Source organism: Sphingomonas sp. PP-CE-3A-406, from assembly GCF_003688625.1.
Taxonomy (GTDB): domain Bacteria; phylum Pseudomonadota; class Alphaproteobacteria; order Sphingomonadales; family Sphingomonadaceae; genus Sphingomonas.
This window is the reverse complement of sequence record NZ_RCWY01000002.1, coordinates 584,527-602,492: the sequence shown is the minus strand read 5'-3', so window position 1 is coordinate 602,492 and position 17,966 is coordinate 584,527. Positions and strand designations below refer to the sequence as shown.

Sequence of the window (17,966 nt, the reverse complement as noted above, 5' to 3'; positions counted from 1 at the left end):
AGACCTTTGACAGGAATCGAGCGGACGGTGCGAAGTTCCGTTGGGATTCCATCAATCGCCGCACTTCGTCATCGGCACGGGCGCGGAGTCGATCTTGACGTCGGAGATCGCGAGGCCAAGCTTGCCGTCGGTGGCGATCACGAATGGTGCGGTGACGTGCGTCATATCGATGCCGCGCCTGGCAAAGCATTGCACTGGAACGATCACCTGCTGCCAGTCGCCCGGCTTGCCGGCCGCGAGCGTCTTGGTGATCGGGACGGTGACCGACTTGCCGTCGTTGCTGACCATGCCGAGACCGATCGGTGCGCTGCCTGCGCGATCGACGCGGACGTCGACGACCAGGCTGAGTTCACCGTTGCTCTCGCGCGTGAGATCGAGCGGGCCGGACGCCTCAACCCGCGTTTCGGCGGGGCCGCCGGTCCAGACGAACGCGCGCGCGTCTTCCTGGCGGCGGCGGTCGACTGCGGAGGCGGTGAGGCGCTTGGTCGCGGTCGTCGCGTTGACGCCGAGCAGGCGGACCTTCGACTGGCCCTGCTCGACCAGCGCGAGCGACCAGCCTTCGGGGACGCGGCCCTTGCCGAAGATCGTGCCGTTCGACGATGCGGCCATGCCGGCAGGGCGGGTTTCGTCGAGCTTCGGCACGCTGCCCGGCTTGGCGTAACTGAGCCCGTAGCCGAACGCGAACAGCGGGTCGTAGCCGGGGTCGGAGCGATTGAGAACATACTGGTCGGGGCGCTTGGGCCAGGAAAAACTCAATTTGCCGCGGAAGTCGTTGGCGACGCTGCCGTCCTTCTTGCGGAACAGCACGTCGGCGACGCCGCCGCCTTCGCTACCAGGCAGGAACGCCGCGATGAACGCATCGGAGGCGTTGAGTTCGGCATTCACCCAGAGCGGGCGACCTGACAGGAACACCGCGACGACCGGCACGCCCGCAGCCTTCAGCTTGCGCAACAGTTCGAGGTCGGACTTGTCCTCGGGGCTGTATTCGAGGTTCGGGCGGTCGCCCTTGAACTCGGCATAGGGCTGTTCGCCGAACACGACGATCGCCGCGTCGGGCTTCTTGGCGAAGCTCCCGTCCGCCGACAGCGTCGCGGTGCCGCCGGCGTCCTTGACCGCGGTGCTGATCCCCGACCAGATCGTCTCGGCGTTGGGGAAGTTCGCGTTGGTGGTGCCGCCGCCCTGCCAGGTGAGCGACCAGCCGCCGGCCTGTTGCGGGATGTTGTCCGCGCCGTCGCCTGCGACGAGGATGTTGGCCGAGGGCTTCAGCGGAAGCAGGCCGCCTTCGTTCTTGAGCAGCACCATCGATTCGCGCACGGCACGGCGGGCGATCGCACGGTGGTCGGCGGCACCGATGAGGTTCATCTTGCCGGCGAGCGCGCGCGACGACGGGCGACCGCGATCGAACGTGCCTGCGCGGATCTTGACGCGGAGAATGCGGCGGACCGCGTCGTCGAGGCGCGCGGCGGGGATCTCTCCGGATTGCGCCTGCTTCAGCGTGTTGGCGTAGAGCGTCTTCCACCCGCTGCCCGAATACATGAACATGTCGAGGCCGGCGTTGATTGCTGCGGCGCAACTCTCGTTCGAGCAGCCGTCGACCTGGCCGTGGCCGTTCCAGTCGCCGACCACGAAGCCGTCGAAGTGGAGCCGGTCCTTGAGCACGCCGGTAAGCAGGCTCTTGTTGCCGTGCATCTTGGCGCCGTTCCAGCTCGAGAAGCTGGCCATCACCGACTGCGTGCCGGCCTCGATCGCGGCGGGGTAGCCGCCAAGGTGGATGTCGCGCAGCGTCGTTTCGGGGATCAGCGCATCGCCCTGGTCGCGCCCGCCCGTGCCGCCGTCGCCGAGGAAGTGCTTGGTGGTCGCGATGACGTGGTCGGGGGCGAGGAACTCCTTGGTGCCGACCTTGCCCTGGACGCCTTCGATCACCGCCCCGGCGTAATCGGCCTGGACCTGCGGTTCCTCGGAATAGCTCTCGTACGTGCGGCCCCAGCGATCGTCGCGGACGACGGCGAGCGTCGGTGCGAAGGTCCAGTCGATGCCGGCGGCGGCGGTCTCTATCGCGGTGACGTGGCCGATCTCGCGCATCAGGTCGCGGTCGCGTGCTGCGCCGAGCCCGATGTTGTGTGGGAAGAGCGTGGCGCCGGGAATGTTGTTGTTGCCGTGGACCGCGTCGGTGCCCCAGATCACGGGAATCGCGGGGCGGCCGTCGCTGCGCGCCATCGACGCGTCGTAGAAGTCGTCGGCGAGCTTGAGCCATTCGACCGGTGGCGCGAGATCGTTGCCGTGCGGCCCGGCGTTGCCGCCGTTGAGGATCGAGCCGAGCTTATAGGTGCGCAGGTCCGACGGCTCGATGCTGGCGATGTCGACCTGGATCAGCTGGCCGATCTTGTCCTCCACGGACATGCGTTTCAGGATCGCGTCGATCCGTGCCTCGACCTTCGGATCGCGCGAGGGACGCGCGTTCGCGGTCGGCCAGATTTCCGGATGCGCGACCGCGGAAAACGCGGGTGCCGGAGCCGGCACGGGCGTCGCCGCGGATTGCAGCAGAAGCGCGATCGTGACCGTGGAAAAGCCTGCCGACATCATAGTCCCCCCGAGATGGCACGCGATTTGGTATCGGTACCTTATGGCCTCCTCGTACCGGTGCGGCGCGGTAGCATGCAAACGAATTGGTCGTGCGGTGGCGGGCGTTGCCGCACGGGAGTCGCGTTGCTCAGAAGCCTATCGACAGGCTCAGCGTGATCGCGCGCGGTCGGACCGGGACGGTCTGCTTGATCGACGCGAGCGTGAACGGGTTGCCGAAGCCGAAACTGTTGCCGCGTCCGTTCAGGAGATTGTCGACCGCAAGCGACCAGTGGCGCGGACCGTCGTCGACGGTCGCGCCGGCGGCGACCGTCGCATAATTGCCCGCCCGGCGATCGAGCGTCGGGTCGAAGCTCAACCGGGTCTGGCCGATATAGCGCGCGGTCAGATAGGCGCTGGCGGGCAGCGCGATCAGCGAGAATGTCCGCGTCAGGCCGAACCGTGCGGAAAAGTCGGGGACCACCGGCAGGCGGCGGTCGTCGTCGTTGCCACGCTGGTATTCGCTGGGGGAGGTCAGTCGTGCACGCTGGATGGTGGTACCGACATCGATCGTCAGCGGTCGCGCGTCCATCCGCGCGCCGAACTCGATGCCGTAATTGGTGGCGTTGCCGACGTCGATCGTTCCGAACAGCCCATCCGAGTCGACCACATCGCTGCGCAGATGCTTCCAGACCGACCCGAAGACTGCGCCGGTCAGGCTGACCCGGTCGTCGAACGCGCGGACCCGCCAGCCAAGTTCGAGGCTTTGCAGTTCATCGCCTGGAATCTTCTGGTCTTTACCGGGCAGATCGCGCGACACCGCAGCGGGCCGGATCGCGCTGGCATAGCGCAGCCAGACCAGACCGGTCTCGTCGCGGTGCCAACTGAGCGTCGCGCTGGGGGTGACGCCGAGCTTGGTCGCGCTCTGCTCCTGCGGGCCCTGCTGTTCGATGTCGTTGGTCGTAACGAAGCCGCGCAGGCCGAGCTTGAAGTCGAGCGCGGAGGACAGCCGCTCGGTGCCTTCGGCGAACAGCGCCGCCTCGAAGACCGCCTCCTTGTCGTCGCGGGCTTCGATCGCGTCGCCGGCCGCGACGAAGCTGCCCTTCAGCCGGGTGGTGCCCTTCAGCAGCGACGCACCGATGATCCAGGGATGGCGCGCGGACGGATCGCTGACGCGAAACTCCTGCGTCAGCAGGCGGATCTCGCGACTCTCGTCATAGGCGAGCGGCGTGGCGGTATCGAGCAGGCTCGCCCTGCTGCTCGCGTCGTAGGTGCTGGTGAAATCGTGCGATACGACCGAACTGGTCGACTGTACGTCGAGCCGGCCGATCGATCCGCGGATGTCGAGCGATCCCGTCACGAAATCATTGTCCTGCGGCTCGGCGATCGAGGTCGCGCGCGTCAGCCCTCGCGTGGCGTATTGGCTGTCGCGGGTGTCGATCCACTGGCCGACGCCGCTCGCGGTCGCGGTCCAGCCGTTGCCGATCGCCCAGCGCAGTGCCGCGCGGGCGCCGGTTCGTGCGGTGCGGTTGACGTTGCGTTTGCCGCGTCCGCTGTCGTCGATCCAGCCGGGCATCGTCTCCGCCCAGGCGGACGCGCGCAAGGCCACGCTGCCCGTGACGATCGGCAGGTTGACGGTCGCATCGAGCGCGCCGCCCAGCGCGCCGTCCTTGATTCCGGTGACCTCGGTCGAGAGCGTTTGGGACACGGTGTTCAGATCGGGCCGGGTGGTCACGATCCTGACCACACCGCCGAGCGCGCCGGTGCCGTACAGCGTTCCCTGTGGCCCGCGGAGAATCTCGATGTGGTCGATATCGACCATCCTGAGGTCGGGATCGGGCGAGGAATAGCCGATCCGCGCGTCGTCGAGATACAGGCTGACGAGCGACTGGCTGGTGCCGTTGAAGGCGCTGTCGGCGACGCCGCGCAGGAACACCCGGTCGCGGCCCGGCCCGAGATTGGTCGAGAACGCGCCGTCGGTGGCGGCGAGGAGATCGACCAGCCCGCGCTTGCCGCTCAGACGATCGAGCGCGGGCGCACCGAAGATACCGATCGAGGCGGGAAGGTCGGACAGGCGTTCGTCGCGTTTGCTGGCGGTGACGATGATATCGCCACCGGCGTCGGCCGGCGGTGCGATCTCGCGGTTTCGCTCGACCGGGTCGTGGTGCGGTGCAGGTTCGATCCGCCAGGTCGTCGCATCGACGCGGACCGCGCGCAGATGCGTCCCGGCGAGCAGCTTGCGCAGCGCCTTGGCGATATCCGAAACATGATCGATGCGTTTGACCTGCAAGGCGGGCAGCGACCCCGCCATGCCGATCGAAATGCCCGTCTGCCGTGCGAGCGAATCGAGTGCGGTGCGCAGCGAGCCCTGGGCGATGCTGATCCCGCCCTGAGCCGGTTTATCCGCGTAGGCCGGCGCGCTCGATATGGACGACGCCGTCAGCGCGACGCAACCGTACAGGCAGAACCGCGCGAAGCTGATCGAGGAGCCGCGATCCATCGCCAATCGTCAAAACCCCGGAAAAGCGCAGTCCAGCGGCGGACGGATCGACCACCAACGGGGCGGTCGCATACCGCGATATGTCCGCGACAACCAGCGGTAACGGCGCACCGTCGTAGTTGAGCCGGCCATCGGTCCAGTCGGCGACCGAGGCGGGCGCGATGGGGCGCCGCGCGGCGATCCCGGTGGTGGTGTCAATGTCGAGCCGCTGCCCCGCGGTCACGGTAGCGGGAGGCGACCCGTCGGCGGTGTGGGGCGCCACGCTGACTTCGCCTTCGGCGACGGCGACCGACAGCGTTCGACCGGCGTTGACGACCGAAAAGCGCGTGCCTACGTCGCGGATATCGTAGTCGCCGGCGCGGACGATCAGCGTTCGCGACGGATCGTGACGGACGGTAAAGCTCGCCGCGCCGTTCGCCAGCGTGATCAGCGGGGTGGTGCCGCCGGCGACCGAAACGCGCGATCCGCGATCGATCCGCATCGCACTGCCATCCGCCAGCGTCAGCGCGCGCGTATCGCCGGCGTTCGTCGCATAGACCTGAGCACCGTCGCCGCCGAGCTGCGGCGCGACGAACAGCAGCGCCAGCCCGGCCGCGAGCGCGCCGCCGGTGCCGGTCGCCGCCCAGCGCCAGCGCGACGTCCGAGGGGGCAGGGCGAACGGTTGCGCTTCGACCACGGCGTCGTCGTTTGCCGGCAGCAGCGCGGCGATCGACGGGGCGGCCTCGCCGATCTCGGCATCGAGCAGCGCGATCGAATCATAGGCGGCGCGGTGCGTGGCATCGCGTGCCAGCCAGTCGCCGAACCCCTCCCAATCCATGTCGGGCGCATCGATCCGGGCGTGCCAGGCTGCCGCTGCGTCGATCGGGTCTTGGGTCGTCGCAGCCATCAAGGTGCCCTCGTTCCAAGCGGATGCCCCCCGCTCGTGCCATAGACGCCACCGTTCATCCCGCACCGCAGTCGGGCATGACGATCAATCGTCGATTCGATCATCGAGCGCCTTTCTGAGGTGCCTAAGCGCGACGGCGATATGCTTTTCGACCGCGCTGCGGGTGATGCCGAATTCCGCGGCGACCTCGGCATGCGACAGGCCATCGATCTTGTGGCGCCGGAATACCCGCATTGCCCCCTCGGGGGGGCCGGCGAGCGCGGTCGCCAGCTGTGCGATCCGCTGCCGCCCGGCGACCGCATCGAAGGCGGAGGGCGTATCGTCGACCGCTTCGTCGCCCATGATCGTCGTCATGCTCTCCGCGTAGCCGGTATCGCGGCGCGCGCGCCGTCCGGTCGCGCGCACCCGGTCGAGCACGATGTTCAGGCCGATCCGGTGGAGATAGGCGAGCGGGTTGGCGATCGGCCCGGCGGCGGGTTCGGCGGTGCGCAACCAGATCTCCTGCACCACGTCTTCGGCTTCCGCAGCACTCCCCGTCCGCCCGGTGAAGAACCGGACGAGCTGCGGGCGATGCGCCGCAAGCACTGCCGAAAGCCCGGCAGGCTGAAAACTTTCCGCGTCGGCTACGGCATTGCTCCGAACTTCAGGAACCGCGACGGATACCGCGTATCGCGGCGTCTGTCGCTACCGAAGGACGGTGGGGCGTCTCACAGGCTGCGGGACCGCGTGACGACCCGCCACAGCAGCACGATTGCGACCGCGATCAGCAGGAAGATCGCAGCGATCGGGGCGAGGTAGAAGAGCGGTGCCCGCCAGGGTGTCGCGGCGACGGGTGGCGATCGAGTCAGGTCGTCGCGGATCGATGGTCGCGCCACGGTGGTCGCGCTCGCCAGATCGTCTTCGCTGGTGTCCGGCATCGAGATCAGAGCCATGGCGGTCATCATGCCACGTCCAGCCGGCGTTCGGGCTGTGCAACCATATTGTCCTCGTACAAGGCCAGAAGCGCGTCGAAATGATCGTCCATCGTGCGCACCGGGCGATCGAGAGGACCCGCCGCCGAGGCCAACCGCGTTCCGGCAAACGCCAGGATCGCATCGGCGACCGCCTGCGTGTCGCCGGATCGATAGAGCACGCCGTCATTGGCCTGCGCGAGATCGGCGGCGCCGCCGCGGTCGGGGGCGATCAGGGTCAGCCCCGACGCGATCGCCTCGGCCGCGACGAAGCAGAAGGTCTCCGCCTCGCAGCCGTGGACCAGCGCATCGGCACTCGCCATCAGCCGGGCGATCGCGGTCCGGTCGCGGATCGGCTCGAGCAGGCGGACATGCGGGTTGTCGCCGATCGCATCGATCACGCGCCGTTGCCGCGAACCGCCGCCGATGATCAACAGCCCGACCGGGGTGTGCGTACCCGCGACCGTCGCGGCCTGCGCGACCATGTCCCAGCGCTTCTCCGGCGCATGGCGACCCACCCCGATTAGCAGCAGCGCATCCTCGCCAAGCCCGCATAGCGCGAGCATCTCGCGGCGCAGGTCGGCGTCGCGCAAGCGCGGCGAGAACTGGCCCGGGTCGACGCCCATCGGATCTGTCGTCACCTTGTTGAGACCGCCTTCGCGCAACCGTTGGGTCAGGCTGTCGCTGGCGCTGACGATATGGTCGAACTGCGCGTCGAGCCGGCGCAGATGCCGCCAATACCAGTCGAACGCACGATCGATCGCCTGGGTCGAGGCGACGTTGCCGAACCAGCGATAGGCATAGGCGGACAGCGGATCGGCATGTGCGATCAGCGACAGCCGCGCGCGCGACCCCGACCGCGTCCGCCAGTCCGCGACCATCGATGCGCTGCGCCACGGCGACGAGACCTCGACCACGTCGGCGTCCTCTTCGTCGAGCATCGCGTGCAGGGCCGCGCGGTCGGCGAAGTAGCGATAGGAGCGGTCGAGCGGGAAGCGTGGCGATTTCAGCCAGCGCACGCGGGCGTTAGGGCCGCGCTGTTCTTCGCGGTTCTCCTCGCCGGGGGCGATGACGACGACCTCGTGCCCGCGTGCGGCGAGCGCGACGAGCTTGCGGTCGATATAGGTGCGCACGCCGCCGCCGGTCGGCGTATAGAATGCGCAGACGTCGACGATCTTCATGCCGCGATCCTCTCGATCGGTGCAGCGGACATCTGGTCGGCGACCAGGTCGGCGTAGCGCGAAACCGTGCGGCGCTCGGCGAGCGTACGCAGCGTGCGGTCGATGCTGGTGAGCAGCGACTCCTTGGTCACGTCGCCGGGATGGACCGCGACGCGCATCGTCGGCATCCAGTCGGGCATGACGCGCGCCGCGGCGGCGACCGCGAGCGAACTGGCGGTCCGTGCGCGCGTCCGGCTGGCCCAGGTCACGACCGGACCGCGCGAGACGATCGCGCCGGTGGCGGGTTGCCAGACGCGAAAATGATCCTCGGCCAGCGCGAAGTCGCACGCCTTCAGCGCGGCGTGCGCGCCCGGTCCGTAGAGCCAGGCCGGCGCGATGAAGCCGGCGACGGAGCGGCCGATCGCCTGCTCGACCATGTCGCGACCGGCGCGCATCCGGTGTTCGGCTTCGGCTGCGTCGAGCCCGAGGAACTCACCTTCGCCGGCGGTCATGTAGCGCGCCTTGAGCGCGGTCGCCGCATTGCGGTGATCGCTCGCGTCGCGGTGGAACCAGCCGTGCAAGAACATCTCGACGCCGGCATCGGACCATGCGCGCAGGCGCCGCTCGAACGCCGGGGCACGATCGAGCCGCGCGGCGCCCCAGTGATCGGGGACCACCAGCATCGCGAACTTCGGTCCGCCGAGGATCGCGTCGATCCGCTCGGCGAGCAGGTCGATCGGCGCCACGAACGCGGGCGAGACGTCGTGGATCGACACGACCAGGCGTCGCTGCGCCGCCGATTTGCGTGCCATCGGCTGGGCGTCGGACGCTGGAGGACGCTGCCCCCCGCTCTGGTCGCCCCCGCTCTCGCTCTGGTCGCCCCCGCTCTGGTCGAATGTCGCCATGGTCTCGCCTTCATACGTCGCGCACTGATGACGGGACGGCGCCGCCTCGATGCTTCCGCAGTCCGCGCCGATCCCTACCGGCAAATTATTTCACTGATGGGACGGGCATCGCTGCGGCTCGGCGTTGCTGGCGGCGTCCTGTGGGCATGACCCGATCCGGATCACTCGCTTCGGCGTCGCTTGGCACCACCCGCCTCTGCCGCCCGCCGCTGGCGCGATCCTGTTTCTACCGGAGCAATGTCGCATGACAGAGATGCCGCTGACGCTGACGCGCGCGCAGGTTTTCCCCGCCCTAACCCCGACCGTCGTCCGCAAGGGTTTCGTCGGCCGCTGGCTCGCGCCGCTGTTGTCCGCCGCGATCCTGATCGGCGCGCTGTGGCAGCTGCGCAGCCTCGACGTGCCGGGCATCCTGCACATGGTGCCGATGTCGCCGCTGTTCTGGGCGATCTTCGCGCTGGGCTATCTGGTCACGCCGTTCAGCGAATGGGTGATCTACCGGCGGCTCTGGCGATTGCCGCCGAGCGGCATTCTCGCGCTGCTACGCAAGCGGATCAGCAACGAGATCATCCTCGGTTATTCGGGTGAACTGTATTTCTACGGCTGGGCGCGCAAGCACGCGACGATGGTCGGCACGCCGTTCGGCGCGATCAAGGACGTCGCGATCCTGTCCGCGGTGGTCGCCAACGTCTGCACGCTCGCGCTGGCGGCGGCGAGCTGGCATGCGCTCGCCGCGCTGCACCTTGGCACCAGCGCGAAGGTCATGATCGTGTCGGCGGCGAGCATGGCGATCCCGTCGCTCGTCACGCTGGTACTGCGCAAGCGGCTGCTGACGCTGCCGCGCCCGGAACTGACCCGGATCGCGGTCATCCATTTCCTGCGGATCGTCGCCACCACCGTGTTGGCCGCGTTGCTGTGGGCAGCGGTGATGCCCGCCGCGCCGCTTGCCTGGTGGCTCGCGCTGGCGACGTTGCGGATGCTCGTCTCGCGCCTGCCGCTGTTGCCGAACAAGGACATCGTGTTCGCCGGGCTGGTCGCGTTCACCGTCGGGCGGACCTCCGAAGTGACCGCAGTGCTGACGATGATCGCCGGGCTGTGGCTGGTCACGCATCTTCTGCTCGGCGCGGCGCTGACCGCGGTCGAACTCGCCACCATGGAGCGTAACAAGTGATCCTGTTTTCGATATTGGCGCTCGCCGCGACCCCTATCCCCTCGACCCCGAGGCTCGGCACCGTCGAGGCGCGCTGCCGACCCAACGAACCGGGGCCTGCGCTGATCGTCGACGTCGATGGGTTGAAGGACCGCGTCGGCGTACTCCGCGCCGAACTCTACCCCGCGCGCGACGGCGACTTCCTCGCCGACGACAACGTCCTGATCGGCGCGGGCAAGACCTTCCGGCGGTCGGTGATCACAGTGCCCGCGAGCGGCGTGGTGTCGCTCTGCCTGCGCGTGCCCGCACCTGGCACCTATGCGCTCAGCGTCGTCCATGCGCGCGACGGCGGTCACGGGTTCAGCCTGCTCCACGACGGTATCGGCTTTGCCAGCAACCCCAAGCTCGGCCATTCCAAGCCGCATGCCGATCAGGCCAAGGTCGTCGTCCATGACGGCATCACCACCACACACGTCGTCATGAACTATCGCAGCGGCCTGTTCTCGTTCGCGCCGATCAAGCAATAGCCGAGGAGGACCTGGGCCCGCGGATCAGCGGGTCCGGTCCTTGACGGTTTCCATCGCCACGAAGGTCGACGTGCTCGCGACGTGCGGCAGGCTCGAGATCTTCTCGCCGAGCACCGCGCGGTAGCGGCGGATGTCGGCGGTGCGGACCTTCAGCAGATAATCGAAGCTGCTCGCGATCATGTGGCATTCCTCGACTTCGGGGATGCGACGCACCCCGGCGTTGAACGCCTTGAGAGCCTGCTCGCGCGTGTCGTCGAGCTTCACCTCGGCGAATGCGACGTGATCGAGACCCATCTTCTCGGCATCGACGATCGCGCAGAAGCCGCGGATCACGCCGCTTGCGATCAGTTTGCGCAGCCGAACCTGGCACGGCGTCTTCGACAGCCCGACAGCGGCCGCGAGGTCGGTGACCGACATGCGGCCGTCCTCCAGCAGCGCAGCGACGATCTTGTGGTCGAAGCCATCCATTTCGACTGTTGCGGGCATCAAATCACTCCGATTGGTCTGCGGATGGCGCGTACAAAAGCGATATAGCCCGCCCGATCCCGATACATAAGTCGGATCGACTTTTGGAAGCGATCTATGGCGGTGGCATGACCAGCCAGCCCTTCGCCGCCTTCGCCCCCGCTATTCGCGAGGCTTCCCCGTTGCGATCGGCGATCACAGCGGCCTACCGGCTGGACGAGGCCAAGGCGCTCGCACCGTTGATCAAGTCCGCGACACTCGACCCCGAGACGCACGCCGCGGTGCGCGAGACGGCGCGCGATCTGGTGACGCGGATGCGCGCGGAACATCGCGGTACCGGCGTCGAAGGACTGGTGCAGGAATATTCGTTGTCGAGCCAGGAGGGCGTCGCGCTGATGTGTCTCGCCGAGGCGCTGTTGCGGATCCCCGACGATGCGACGCGCGATGCGCTGATCCGCGACAAGATCGCCGGCGGCGACTGGACCGCGCATCTCGGCGGCGGCAAGTCGCTGTTCGTCAACGCCGCGACCTGGGGGCTGGTGGTCACCGGCAAGCTGGTCGGGAGCGTCGACGATCGCGGGCTCGGCGCGGCGTTGTCGCGGCTGGTCGCGCGGGTCGGCGAGCCGGTCATCCGGCGCGGCGTCGATCTGGCGATGCGGATGATGGGCGAACAGTTCGTCACCGGCGAGACGATCAAGCAGGCGTTGAAGCGCGCACGCGAGCTGGAGGCCAAGGGCTTCGGCTACAGTTACGACATGCTCGGCGAAGCGGCGACGACCGCCGCCGATGCCGCACGCTATTACGCCGATTACGAGACCGCGATCCACGCGATCGGCAAGGCGTCGGCGGGGCGCGGGGTGTATGCGGGGCCGGGCATCTCGATCAAGCTGTCCGCCCTTCACCCGCGCTACGTCCGCGGGCAGGCGGCGCGCGTGATGGACGAATTGCTGCCGATGGTGGCGCGTCTCGCCGCGCTGGCGAAGCGCTACGACATCGGCTTCAACATCGATGCGGAGGAGGCAGATCGGCTCGAACTGTCGCTCGACCTGCTCGAAAGCCTGGCGCTCGATCCCGATCTGGCGGGCTGGAACGGGTTAGGCTTCGTCGTTCAGGGCTATGGCAAGCGGTGCCCGTTCGTGATCGACTGGATCGTCGATCTCGCACGGCGATCGGAGCGGCGGATCATGGTCCGGCTGGTCAAGGGCGCGTATTGGGATGCCGAGATCAAGCGCGCGCAGGTCGATGGGCTGGCGGACTTTCCGGTCTACACGCGGAAGCTCCATACCGACATCGCGTACATCGCGTGCGCGCGGAAACTGCTGGCCGCGCCCGACGCGGTGTTCCCGCAGTTCGCGACGCACAATGCGCAGACGCTGGCGACGATCTATCAGCTTGCCGGACCCGATTTCGCGATCGGCCAATACGAGTTCCAGTGCCTGCACGGGATGGGCGAGCCGCTGTATCAGCAGGTCGTCGGCAAGGATAAGCTCGACCGGCCGTGCCGGATCTACGCGCCGGTCGGCACGCACGAGACGCTGCTCGCGTATCTGGTTCGTCGGCTGCTCGAGAATGGCGCGAACTCGTCGTTCGTCAACCGGATCGCCGATCCCGCGATCTCGATCGACGCGATGATCGCGGACCCCGTCGATATCGTGTCGGCGATGCCCAATCCCGGCGCGCGCCATGACGAGATCGCGCTGCCGGGCGGGTTGTTTCCCGACCGGAGCAACTCGGACGGCATCGATCTCAGCGACGAGACTGCGCTGGCTGCGCTGGGCGACGCTCTGCGGGAAAGCGCGGCGATCACATGGCATGCCGGTTCCGAGGACGTCGGCGAGACGCGTCCGGTACGCAACCCGGCCGACCACCGTGACGTCGTCGGTCACGTTGCCGAAGTCTCGGTCGAGGACGCGCGCGCCGCATCGGCGCTGGCGGCCGCGAGCACGTGGTCCGCAACGCCTGTGGCGGAGCGTGCTGCGGCGCTCGATCGTGCAGCTGACGCGATGCAGGCACGGATGCCGATCCTGATCGGTCTCGTGATCCGCGAGGCGGGCAAGTCGGCGGCCAACGCGATCGGCGAGGTTCGCGAGGCGATCGATTTCCTGCGCTATTATGCGCAGCAGGCGCGGACGACGATGGGGCCAGCGCAGATCTCGCTCGGGCCGGTTGTCTGCATCAGCCCGTGGAATTTCCCGCTCGCGATCTTTGCGGGGCAGGTGGCCGCGGCGCTGGTCGCGGGCAATCCGGTGCTCGCCAAGCCCGCCGAGGAAACCCCGCTGATCGCGGCCGAAGCGGTGCGCTTGCTGCACGACGCGGGGATCCCGGCGGATGCGTTGCATCTCGTTCCCGGCGACGGTGCGATTGGCGCGGCGCTGGTCGGCGCACCCGAGACGGCCGCGGTGATGTTTACGGGGTCGACCGACGTCGCGCGGCTGATCCAGCGCCAGTTGGCGACGCGGCTGTCCGCCAATGGCGCGCCGATCCCGCTGATCGCCGAGACCGGGGGGCAGAACGCGATGATCGTCGATTCCTCGGCGCTGGCGGAACAGGTCGTCGCGGACGTGCTGGCATCTGCTTTCGACAGTGCGGGACAGCGGTGCTCTGCGCTGCGGATCCTGTGCCTGCAGGACGAGGTTGCCGACCGGACGCTGGCGATGCTGAAGGGCGCGCTGCAGGAGTTGCGAATCGGCCGTACCGACCGGCTCGCGGTCGATATCGGTCCGGTCATCACCGCCGAGGCGAAGGCGGGAATCGAGTCGCATATCGCGCGGATGCGCGCGGCGAGGCACCGGGTCGATCAGCAGGACCTGCCGGCCGAGTGCGCACACGGCACGTTCGTCGCGCCGACGATCATCGAGATCGGTCATATCGGCGACGTCGAACGCGAGGTGTTCGGGCCCGTGCTCCACGTCATCCGGTTCAAGCGCGACACGCTCGACGCGCTGATCGATGCGATCAATGCGACCGGGTATGGGCTGACCTTCGGGCTGCACACACGGCTCGACGGGACCGTCGCGGATATCACCGCGCGGGTGAAGGCGGGCAATATCTACGTCAATCGCAACGTGATCGGCGCGATCGTCGGCGTGCAGCCGTTCGGCGGGCGCGGGCTGTCGGGCACCGGTCCGAAGGCAGGCGGTCCGCTGTATCTCGGGCGGCTCGTGACCGAGGCCGCGACCGCGCAGATCGGGGCCGGTACCGCGATGCCGCTGCTCGACTTGTTCATCGCGTGGCTGGGGCAACGTGGCCATCGCGCAACCGCCACCGCCGCGCGTCTCTATCGCGACGGGTCGGCGCTGGGTGTCGAGACGCTGCTGCCGGGCCCGGTCGGCGAGCGCAACGACTATGCATTGCATCCGCGCGGGCGTGTGTTGTTGAAGCCCGCCACGCCAGCGGGGTTGCTGGAGCAGATGGCGGTCGTGCTGGCGACGGGCAATCGCGCGCAGGTCGAGGGCATGGCGTTGCCCGAGGGGATTCCTGCGGCGGTCGCGGCGGTGTTCGCAGAGGACGGCGATGCGCCGTTCGCCGCGGTGCTGGTAGAGGGCGATGCGGCGGTGGTGGCGCAGATGGTCGAACGGGTGGCGGCGATGCCGGGGCCGATCGTTCTTGTCCATGCGGCCAAGCTTGGCGCGCCGCTCGCCTACACGCCTGACTGGCTGCTGGAGGAGGTGTCGACCTCGATCAACACCACCGCTGCGGGCGGCAATGCCAGCCTGATGATGATCGGATAACGGGAACAGGACGATGCGGCGTCACCATAATGATGCCTAACCGCTCTTTAATTGTAAAAATGTAGCTCGAACACGCGACCGACATATCCCTGCAACATATCGGCGCGAAAGGGAGAGCGTCGCCGCTCCCTCTCCCCCTGTGGACGGCGACTTTGACCGGGTCCCCCCTGTCCCGGTCTTCTCCCTGAACTACGGGGCGACCTTCACGGTCGCCCCGCCTTTTTCGGCAGCGCGCTTGGTGCTGGGCCGTTTGCACTCCGATTATACCAGACACACGTCATCCCAGCGAACGCTGGGATATCCCTCGTGGTGGGCGACGCGGGCCTCACGGGATATCCCAGCATTCGCTGGGATGACGGTAGTTGTCTGCGCTGAAGCGTAGGGCGTCGTCCCGGATCGCTCCGGGACGACGTGGTCTTATGCGGCCAGCTTGCGCAGGACGTAGTGGAGGATGCCGCCGTTGAGGAAGTATTCCAGCTCGTTGACGGTATCGATCCGGCACTTGGTCTGGAACGTCTCGCTGGTGCCGTCGGCGCGGGTCATCTTCACGGTGACGTCCTGGCGCGGGCGGATGCTCGCGACGTCGAGGATCGTGAAGGTCTCCGAACCGTCGAGGTCGAGCGTCTTGCGGTCCACACCGTCAGCGAACTGCAACGGCAGCACGCCCATGCCGACCAGGTTCGAGCGGTGGATGCGCTCGAAGCTCTCGGTGATGACCGCACGGACGCCGAGCAGGTTGGTGCCCTTCGCCGCCCAGTCGCGCGACGAGCCGGTGCCGTATTCCTTGCCGGCGACGATCACGAGCGGGGTGCCGTCCTGCTTGAAGCGCATCGCGGCGTCGTAGATCGCCATGACTTCGCCGTCGTACTTCGACATGCCGCCCTCGACGCCGGGGACCATCTCGTTCTTGATGCGGATGTTGGCGAAGGTGCCGCGCATCATCACGTCATGGTTGCCGCGACGTGCGCCATAGCTGTTGAAGTCCGCCTTGCTGACCTGATGCTCCTGCAGGAAACGGCCAGCGGGGCTGTCGGCCTTGATCGAACCGGCCGGCGAGATGTGATCGGTAGTGATCGAATCGCCGAGGATTGCGAGCGGCTTGGCGTCGATGATGTCCTGTACCGGCGACGGCGTCATGCTGAGGCCCTCGAAGTACGGTGGGTTGGCGACGTAGGTCGACCCTGCGCGCCATGCGTAGGTGTCCGAACCGGTGACGTCGATCTCGCGCCACTTGGCGTCGCCCGCATAGACGTCGCCGTAGCGCGCGCCGAACATGCCGGCGTCGATGTTGGCGTCCATCGTCGTGCGGACTTCCTCGTTGGTCGGCCAGATGTCGCGTAGATACACGTCCTGGCCGTCCGAACCCTGGCCCAGCGGCGTCTCGATCATGTCGGTCGTGACGGTGCCCTTGATCGCATAGGCGACGACGAGCGGCGGCGAGGCGAGGAAGTTGGCGCGGACGTCGGGCGACACGCGGCCTTCGAAGTTGCGGTTGCCCGACAGCACCGACGCGGCGACGAGGTCGTTCTCGTTGATCGCAGCCGAAATCGCCGGCGCGAGCGGGCCCGAGTTGCCAATGCAGGTGGTGCAGCCGTAGCCGACGAGGTTGAAGCCGAGCGCGTTCAGGTCCGCGGTGAGGCCGGCCTTGTCGAGATAGTCGGTGACGACCTGCGAACCGGGCGCGAGCGAGGTCTTCACCCACGGCTTCGACTTGAGGCCGAGTGCGTTCGCCTTGCGTGCGACGAGCCCTGCGGCGACCAGCACCGAAGGGTTCGACGTGTTGGTGCAGCTGGTGATCGCGGCGATGACGACGTCGCCGTCGCCGATGTCATGCTCGCGACCTTCGACGGCGACGCGGGCGGGCTGCTCCTTGTGGTACAGCTTGTGGAGGTCGCTGTTGAACACCTCGTCGACCTTGTTGAGGCTGACGCGGTCCTGCGGGCGCTTCGGACCGGCGAGGCTGGCGACGACGGTGCCCATGTCGAGTTCGAGCGTGTCGGTGAACACCGGATCCTCGGCGTTCTCGTCGCGCCAGAAGCCGTTGGCCTTGGCATAGGCCTCGACCAACTCGACGTTCTCATCGGACCGTGCGGTAAGGCGCATGTAATCGAGCGTCTTGTCGTCGATCGGGAAGAAGCCGCAGGTCGCGCCGTATTCGGGCGCCATGTTGGCGATCGTCGCGCGGTCGGCGAGCGTCATCGACGACAGGCCGGGGCCGAAGAACTCGACGAAGCGGCCGACCACGCCCTTGGCGCGCAGCATCTGCGTGACAGTGAGCACGAGATCGGTGGCGGTGATGCCCTCGTTGAGCTTGCCGAGCAGCTTGAAGCCGACGACTTCGGGAATCAGCATCGACACGGGCTGGCCGAGCATCGCGGCCTCGGCCTCGATCCCGCCGACGCCCCAGCCGAGCACGCCGAGGCCGTTGATCATCGTGGTGTGGCTGTCGGTGCCGACCAGCGTATCCGGATACGCGATCATCGTGCCGTCGCCGTGGTCACCCGAGCTAGCCGACGACCAGACGGCCTGGCCGATATATTCGAGGTTCACCTGGTGGCAGATGCCGGTGCCGGGGGGGACGACCTGGAAATTGTCGAGCGCCTTGCTGCCCCACTTGAGGAACTCGTAGCGCTCGATGTTGCGCTCATATTCGAGGTCGACGTTGTCGTGGAATGCCTGGGGCGTGCCGAACTCGTCGACCATCACCGAGTGATCGATGACGAGGTGGACGGGGACCTGCGGGTTGATCTTCTCGGGGTTGCCGCCGAGCTTGGTCATCGCGTCGCGCATTGCGGCGAGATCGACCACGCAGGGAACACCGGTGAAATCCTGCATAAGTACGCGCGCCGGGCGATACTGGATCTCGCGGTCGCTGCGGCGCTCCTTCTGCCAGTCGACGATCGCCTGGATATCTTCGCGCGTGACGGTCACGCCGTCCTCGAAGCGGAGCAGGTTCTCGAGCAGCACCTTCATCGAGAAGGGCAGGCGGCTGATGTCGCCGAGCTGTTCCGACGCCTTGGCGAGGCTGTAATAGTCGTACGACTTGCCGCCGGTGGAGAGGCTGGTGCGGGTCTTGAGGGTGTCCTGGCCGATGGCAGTCATAGGGGTCCTTCCCGTGGGCGTCGGGCCGCCGGGC

Annotated in this window: 12 protein-coding genes; 3 read left to right on the top strand and 9 right to left on the bottom strand. The window is 67.7% G+C overall.

All coding sequences use genetic code 11. The annotated features are described in order from the left end of the window. Positions 1-51: 51 nt before the first annotated feature. The 7 genes from C8J44_RS09245 to C8J44_RS09215 form a co-directional block, all read right to left on the bottom strand. Entirely contained in the window at positions 52-2,580 is a 2,529-nt protein-coding gene (locus tag C8J44_RS09245) for an exo 1,3/1,4-beta-D-glucan glucohydrolase (RefSeq protein ID WP_121904675.1), read from the bottom strand. Between the two features lie 130 nt (positions 2,581-2,710). Continuing rightward, positions 2,711-5,059 carry a TonB-dependent receptor gene (locus C8J44_RS09240; protein WP_121904258.1) on the bottom strand — a complete coding sequence of 783 codons (2,349 nt, stop codon included), beginning with the start codon at positions 5,057-5,059 and terminating at the stop codon, positions 2,711-2,713. After that, a complete protein-coding gene (locus tag C8J44_RS09235) occupies positions 4,959-5,945 on the bottom strand; it encodes a FecR domain-containing protein (protein WP_121904257.1) in 987 nt (328 codons plus the stop codon). The genes C8J44_RS09240 and C8J44_RS09235 overlap by 101 nt, the downstream gene beginning before the upstream one ends. A gap of 84 nt (positions 5,946-6,029) precedes the next feature. Next, a complete protein-coding gene (locus tag C8J44_RS09230) occupies positions 6,030-6,530 on the bottom strand; it encodes an RNA polymerase sigma factor (protein ID WP_056051506.1) in 501 nt (166 codons plus the stop codon). 122 nt (positions 6,531-6,652) lie between these two features. Next, positions 6,653-6,886, bottom strand: coding sequence for a hypothetical protein (locus C8J44_RS09225; RefSeq protein WP_147453164.1), 234 nt, complete (start codon positions 6,884-6,886; stop codon positions 6,653-6,655). Continuing rightward, positions 6,886-8,076, bottom strand: coding sequence for a glycosyltransferase (locus C8J44_RS09220; protein WP_121904255.1), 1,191 nt, complete (start codon positions 8,074-8,076; stop codon positions 6,886-6,888). Before C8J44_RS09220 ends, C8J44_RS09225 begins: the two co-directional genes overlap by 1 nt. After that, positions 8,073-8,867, bottom strand: a complete 795-nt coding sequence (locus C8J44_RS09215; protein WP_121904674.1) for a DUF2334 domain-containing protein — start codon at positions 8,865-8,867, stop codon at positions 8,073-8,075. The genes C8J44_RS09220 and C8J44_RS09215 overlap by 4 nt, the downstream gene beginning before the upstream one ends. Positions 8,868-9,204: 337 nt before the next feature. Between C8J44_RS09215 and C8J44_RS09210 the strand changes: the two genes are divergently transcribed. Both C8J44_RS09210 and C8J44_RS09205 read left to right on the top strand, forming a co-directional pair. Continuing rightward, on the top strand, positions 9,205-10,128 hold the full coding sequence (locus C8J44_RS09210; RefSeq protein WP_147453163.1) for a hypothetical protein: 924 nt from the start codon (positions 9,205-9,207) through the stop codon (positions 10,126-10,128). After that, on the top strand, positions 10,125-10,634 hold the full coding sequence (locus C8J44_RS09205; RefSeq protein ID WP_404969193.1) for a DUF2141 domain-containing protein: 510 nt from the start codon (positions 10,125-10,127) through the stop codon (positions 10,632-10,634). Before C8J44_RS09210 ends, C8J44_RS09205 begins: the two co-directional genes overlap by 4 nt. Before the next feature lie 24 nt (positions 10,635-10,658). Here C8J44_RS09205 and C8J44_RS09200 read toward each other — a convergent pair whose 3' ends face one another. Beyond that, positions 10,659-11,120 carry an Lrp/AsnC family transcriptional regulator gene (locus C8J44_RS09200; RefSeq protein WP_121904254.1) on the bottom strand — a complete coding sequence of 154 codons (462 nt, stop codon included), beginning with the start codon at positions 11,118-11,120 and terminating at the stop codon, positions 10,659-10,661. A gap of 107 nt (positions 11,121-11,227) precedes the next feature. On the opposite strand from C8J44_RS09200, the gene putA reads away from it, so the two are divergent. Then, positions 11,228-14,830 carry a trifunctional transcriptional regulator/proline dehydrogenase/L-glutamate gamma-semialdehyde dehydrogenase gene (putA, locus tag C8J44_RS09195; RefSeq protein ID WP_121904672.1) on the top strand — a complete coding sequence of 1,201 codons (3,603 nt, stop codon included), beginning with the start codon at positions 11,228-11,230 and terminating at the stop codon, positions 14,828-14,830. A gap of 417 nt (positions 14,831-15,247) precedes the next feature. Here putA and acnA read toward each other — a convergent pair whose 3' ends face one another. Continuing rightward, the gene (gene acnA / locus C8J44_RS09190) at positions 15,248-17,932 is read right to left on the bottom strand and encodes an aconitate hydratase AcnA (protein WP_121904253.1); all 2,685 of its coding nucleotides are present in this window, start codon (positions 17,930-17,932) and stop codon (positions 15,248-15,250) included. Positions 17,933-17,966: the final 34 nt, after the last annotated feature.

What these genes read in the sequence shown, in the direction of transcription:
- C8J44_RS09245 (WP_121904675.1), bottom strand. Translation starts at nt 2,580, where the DNA reads ATGTCGGCAGGCTTTTCCACGGTCACGATCGCGCTTCTGCTGCAATCC.
- C8J44_RS09200 (WP_121904254.1), bottom strand. Translation starts at nt 11,120, where the DNA reads ATGCCCGCAACAGTCGAAATGGATGGCTTCGACCACAAGATCGTCGCT.
- C8J44_RS09210 (WP_147453163.1), top strand. Translation starts at nt 9,205, where the DNA reads ATGACAGAGATGCCGCTGACGCTGACGCGCGCGCAGGTTTTCCCCGCC.
- C8J44_RS09220 (WP_121904255.1), bottom strand. Translation starts at nt 8,076, where the DNA reads ATGAAGATCGTCGACGTCTGCGCATTCTATACGCCGACCGGCGGCGGC.
- C8J44_RS09240 (WP_121904258.1), bottom strand. Translation starts at nt 5,059, where the DNA reads ATGGATCGCGGCTCCTCGATCAGCTTCGCGCGGTTCTGCCTGTACGGT.
- C8J44_RS09225 (WP_147453164.1), bottom strand. Translation starts at nt 6,886, where the DNA reads ATGACCGCCATGGCTCTGATCTCGATGCCGGACACCAGCGAAGACGAT.
- C8J44_RS09235 (WP_121904257.1), bottom strand. Translation starts at nt 5,945, where the DNA reads ATGGCTGCGACGACCCAAGACCCGATCGACGCAGCGGCAGCCTGGCAC.
- putA (WP_121904672.1), top strand. Translation starts at nt 11,228, where the DNA reads ATGACCAGCCAGCCCTTCGCCGCCTTCGCCCCCGCTATTCGCGAGGCT.
- acnA (WP_121904253.1), bottom strand. Translation starts at nt 17,932, where the DNA reads ATGACTGCCATCGGCCAGGACACCCTCAAGACCCGCACCAGCCTCTCC.
- C8J44_RS09215 (WP_121904674.1), bottom strand. Translation starts at nt 8,867, where the DNA reads ATGGCACGCAAATCGGCGGCGCAGCGACGCCTGGTCGTGTCGATCCAC.